The organism is uncultured Cyclobacterium sp., assembly GCF_963976465.1.
Taxonomy (GTDB): domain Bacteria; phylum Bacteroidota; class Bacteroidia; order Cytophagales; family Cyclobacteriaceae; genus Cyclobacterium.
This window is the reverse complement of the sequence record NZ_CAXBOC010000497.1, coordinates 1-3,976: the sequence shown is the minus strand read 5'-3', so window position 1 is coordinate 3,976 and position 3,976 is coordinate 1. Positions and strand designations below refer to the sequence as shown.

The 3,976-nt window shown below is 37.1% G+C and carries 4 protein-coding genes and 1 pseudogene; 2 read left to right on the top strand and 3 right to left on the bottom strand.

The genetic code is table 11. The annotated features are described in order from the left end of the window. Positions 1-312, top strand: a 312-nt coding sequence (locus AAC037_RS21040; protein ID WP_339905390.1) for a hypothetical protein, incomplete at its 5' end; no start/stop codon positions are given. A 558-nt stretch (positions 313-870) separates the two neighbouring features. Next, complete coding sequence (locus tag AAC037_RS21035; protein ID WP_339905388.1) at positions 871-1,206, top strand: hypothetical protein; 336 nt, start codon at positions 871-873, stop codon at positions 1,204-1,206. A 107-nt stretch (positions 1,207-1,313) separates the two neighbouring features. Here the strand turns inward: AAC037_RS21035 and AAC037_RS21030 are convergent, their stop codons facing one another. From AAC037_RS21030 to AAC037_RS21020, 3 genes and pseudogenes are all read right to left on the bottom strand, one after another. Further along, on the bottom strand, positions 1,314-2,261 hold the full coding sequence (locus AAC037_RS21030) for a DUF6807 family protein (RefSeq protein ID WP_339905386.1): 948 nt from the start codon (positions 2,259-2,261) through the stop codon (positions 1,314-1,316). A 267-nt stretch (positions 2,262-2,528) separates the two neighbouring features. After that, on the bottom strand, positions 2,529-3,497 hold the full coding sequence (locus AAC037_RS21025; RefSeq protein WP_339905384.1) for a transketolase family protein: 969 nt from the start codon (positions 3,495-3,497) through the stop codon (positions 2,529-2,531). Positions 3,498-3,530: 33 nt separating this feature from the next. Further along, positions 3,531-3,976, bottom strand: a pseudogene (locus AAC037_RS21020) (transketolase); the annotation flags it as partial.

Here is a 3,976-nt window from a genome sequence, read left to right as displayed (position 1 = left end):
ATAGGTACCTATGGGCTCAGGTATTCCTATACTGATTATTTTATTGAATCAGTTATTGCCAATGAAGAGTGGTTATACTCTTCACAGCAAAAATTAAATCAACTCGCCCTTTTTGGGAACCTGGGATTGGCTTATTTTCCAAGTGAAAAATTTAGCTTTGAACTAATATTTATAGAAAGTCAATTTTTTAAGTTTAATAATAAGAGTACCGTTAGTGCTCACAATATTAACAACTATGAGGACAAAGGTTGGGTTTTTGAAGTGGATGGATTTCTTGACCAACCAAGCCTGGCAGTAAGGTATTACTTTTGAATAATATAAATAGTAGTGATCAGTTGGATCAAATAAGTGATGCCCCTTTTTAGATAGGAGGGGCTTAAAGTCTACTATTAATTTTGCTGTTTCAAAGTCTCCAAAGTTAGTTATCCGGTTAAGTGAATCTGATTATCCATTAATTTCAGTTTAGGGATTAGGACTAATTTAATTTTAAACCTTAAAAATACGGTAACATAGCGATGGCGTTTTTAATTTTTCCCACTATATCTCTATTTCTAAAGTTCAATCAATTTAACTTTTCAAATTAAAAATATGCTTTTTAAATAATAAATATGCCTTTTATGTATTTGTGTATAAAATGTTAATGTTATTTACAGTGTGTGGTTTTGGCTCCACATATTTTGAATTCATTGGTGCCAACAAGTTTTCAAATACTTTTTTAAAACACTGCTTAAAATTGCTTTAAAGCCCTATTTAAGTAAAATTTCATCTTTTAATTATTATTTGGCATCAGTATTGGCTAAAAATAGTTGTAAATGATACGTGAATAGTATTGTTTATTTAACTATTATTTTAACCATAAATATCCAAATTATGAAAAAGTTAATTTTAAGTGCCGCCGCAATGTGTGTATTTGCTTTTGCAAATGCAGGAACTACTGTAACACCACTTTCTCAAGAATGGTACCAGGAAACAACCAAAATTGATCCGGAAAACCTTCCTGAGAAGGTAAAAGAAGCGATTCAAAATGATTTGGAATTGAAAGACCTGAAGATTTCAGAAGCACATCGAGTGACCGAAGAAAGTATGGTAAATTATCTGGTGAAGTTTGAATCCAATACACCCGGTGAAGAAATCAAAAAGAAATTTGATGCCATGGGTAAAGAAATTTTGAAAATGAAAGCCCCATTGGAACCGGTAAATAAGTAAATATTTCAGATTTAATAATCAATTATATCTAACCTAATTACAAAAAAAGCAGTGGTCTATGGCCACTGCTTTTTTTATTTCACCCAAAGAAATCAAACAATGGTTTATTAATTATTGGGGTTTTGGTTTCTAAATATTCTGTATTGATTGTTAATCTCCCTTATTGACAACCCTTGATGTATGAGCAATTGGTTTCTGAAATGTAAAGGTTCTTTTTTACTTAGCAAGATGGGTTCCTTACCGGGGAAAGCCATGTTTTGCATGCTGTTTCTCTTTCTAAGGATCCATCCTTGATAGGAGGGGAGTTGATCAGGTTCACCCATGATCACTACCCCCGGATCATTAGGCTCCTTTTTTGTGATATTGATCCAATCACCTGCAGAGACGGGTAAATTGTCTGGAGTTACTGTGCCGTTTTCATCATAAAAACCTACAGTTTCTGATAATTTTAGCCTCGGAGAGAACCCTCCATAACCTTTTGCATCCTCTGATCCACCTATGCGCACACCGGAAACAAGCGGTTTTAGGGTAATGTCAAAAGTTATTTTGTAGACTTGATTTCCAGTAGGTTGGTAGGTGATGGTGGTATTTTCTTCAATAATCTTCTTATTTGAAATTTTATTGGCTTTCCATATTACTTTGACAGCTATGGTTGCAGAATTGTTTGGATGGATTTCTGTTTTGATTTTTTTTACATCCCATTCAACACCATCGCTAATCCATGGATCTGCAATTCTCAAATCATCTACCCATAGTTGGTGCCAGGTCCAGAAAATTCCTCTGTGATGTAAATGGTCATCAGGGAAGTCTTCCGTAACGATCTCGCCTTTGGTGTCGAAAACCGGGTGAAGGTAGTTGGCCCTTGGGTATTCTCCATTAAGGCTAATCATTTCCTTTTGGTAAAAAAACCTTGGCTTTCCGTCTGAAAGTAACAATACCCCATCTTCCTTTTCTTCAAAAGTAAGAATTTGTGCCGCAGCTGAAGATACTTCGGCAAATAGGAATATAGCTGTAATTAGGAAAAAGGTACTTGATGCAATAAATAGGGATTTCATCTGAAAATAAAATGGTTAGTTGTTTATAAATGTAAATGATAAGCCTGAGCTAACCAAGTGTCTATTTCATTAGAGGAAAAAGAAAATAATATAGTTTGGGTAAAAGGTGTTAGCTTAGATGCCAAAGGCCAGGCATATTTGTGATGGGAAGATAAAGTAGATTATCTAAAAGGCAATCTACAATTTGGAGTAAGCTATAATTGAGTTTAAACAAAAAAAGCGGAGAAAATTTTTAATTTTCTCCGCTTCAGTATTTGTTAAAGCTGTTTATTTTCTTGAAATAGCTCTTTTTGCTGCTTCAACAATGTTCTTGGCATTCAAGCCATATTTTTCTAATAGTTCTTCAGGCTTTCCTGACTCACCAAACGAATCGTCTACACCAATAAACTCCAAAGGTGCAGGTTGGTTTCTTACAAGGGTTTGGGCAATGCTGTCATTCAGACCACCATTGAACTGGTGTTCTTCTGCACTAACTGCACAACCTGTTTTCGCTACGGAAGCCAAAATAGCTTCAGTGTCCAAAGGTTTGATGGTGTGGATATTGATTAGTTCCACAGAGATGCCTTCAGCCCTAAGGATTGCTTCTGCTTCCACCGCTTCCCAAACAAGGTGTCCGGTAGCAAAAATGGTAACATCAGTACCTTCAATCATTTTCCAGGCTTTTCCAATTTCAAATTCCTGGTTTTCAGGAGTGAAAATTGGCCATTTTGGTCTACCAAATCTTAGATAAACGGGACCTTCGTGTTCAGCGATGGCAATGGTGGCGGCTTTGGTTTGGTTGTAATCACAAGGGTTGATTACTGTCATATGGGGAAGCATTTTCATCATGCCCACATCTTCCAGGATTTGGTGGGTTGCTCCATCTTCACCGAGGGTAAGACCGGCATGGGATGCACAGATCTTCACATTTTTATCGGAATAGGCCACAGACTGTCTGATTTGATCATAAACACGCCCTGTAGAAAAGTTCGCAAATGTTCCGGTAAATGGGATTTTTCCTCCAATAGTCAATCCTGCTGCTGCACCGATCATATTGGCCTCTGAAATGCCCATTTGAAAGAAACGTTCAGGGAATTCCTTTTGGAAAGCCCCCATTTTCAATGAGCCAATAAGGTCTGCACAAAGTGCGACTACATTTTCATTCCTTTTACCGGCCTCAAGTAGACCATCACCAAATCCGGATCTGGTGTCCTTTTTTTCGGTGTAAGTATATTTTGTATCCAATTTATTTTCCATTATTCAAAATTTATAGATCTATTATCACCGAAATCAATAATCTCCAAGTGTTTCTTTCAACTGGCCAAGGGCGTTTTCAAGTTGCTCATCGTTAGGAGCTACCCCATGCCATTTGTGGGTACCGGCCATGAAATCTACCCCATAGCCCATATCAGTGTGCAATAGGTTCAATACAGGTTTGCCCTTTCCTAGCAAGCTTTTTGCTTTTTCTAGTCCTTCGACCACACTTGCCATGTCGTTACCCTTTTCGGTTTCAATGACTTCCCAGCCAAAAGCTTCCCATTTGGCTTTTAGATCTCCTAAATTCATGATGTCCTTGGTAGGGCCATCTATTTGCTGACCGTTAAGGTCTATGGTCGCAATCAAATTGTCTAATTTATGGTGAGGAGCACTTAAAGCAGCTTCCCAAATCTGCCCTTCTTGTTGCTCGCCATCACCCATAAGTACGAAGACATTTTTCTCATCTTTGTTGATTTTTT

Coding starts and splice junctions, on each gene's coding strand:
- AAC037_RS21030 (WP_339905386.1), bottom strand. CDS start 2,261: ATGAAATCCCTATTTATTGCATCAAGTACCTTTTTCCTAATTACAGCT.
- AAC037_RS21035 (WP_339905388.1), top strand. CDS start 871: ATGAAAAAGTTAATTTTAAGTGCCGCCGCAATGTGTGTATTTGCTTTT.
- AAC037_RS21025 (WP_339905384.1), bottom strand. CDS start 3,497: ATGGAAAATAAATTGGATACAAAATATACTTACACCGAAAAAAAGGAC.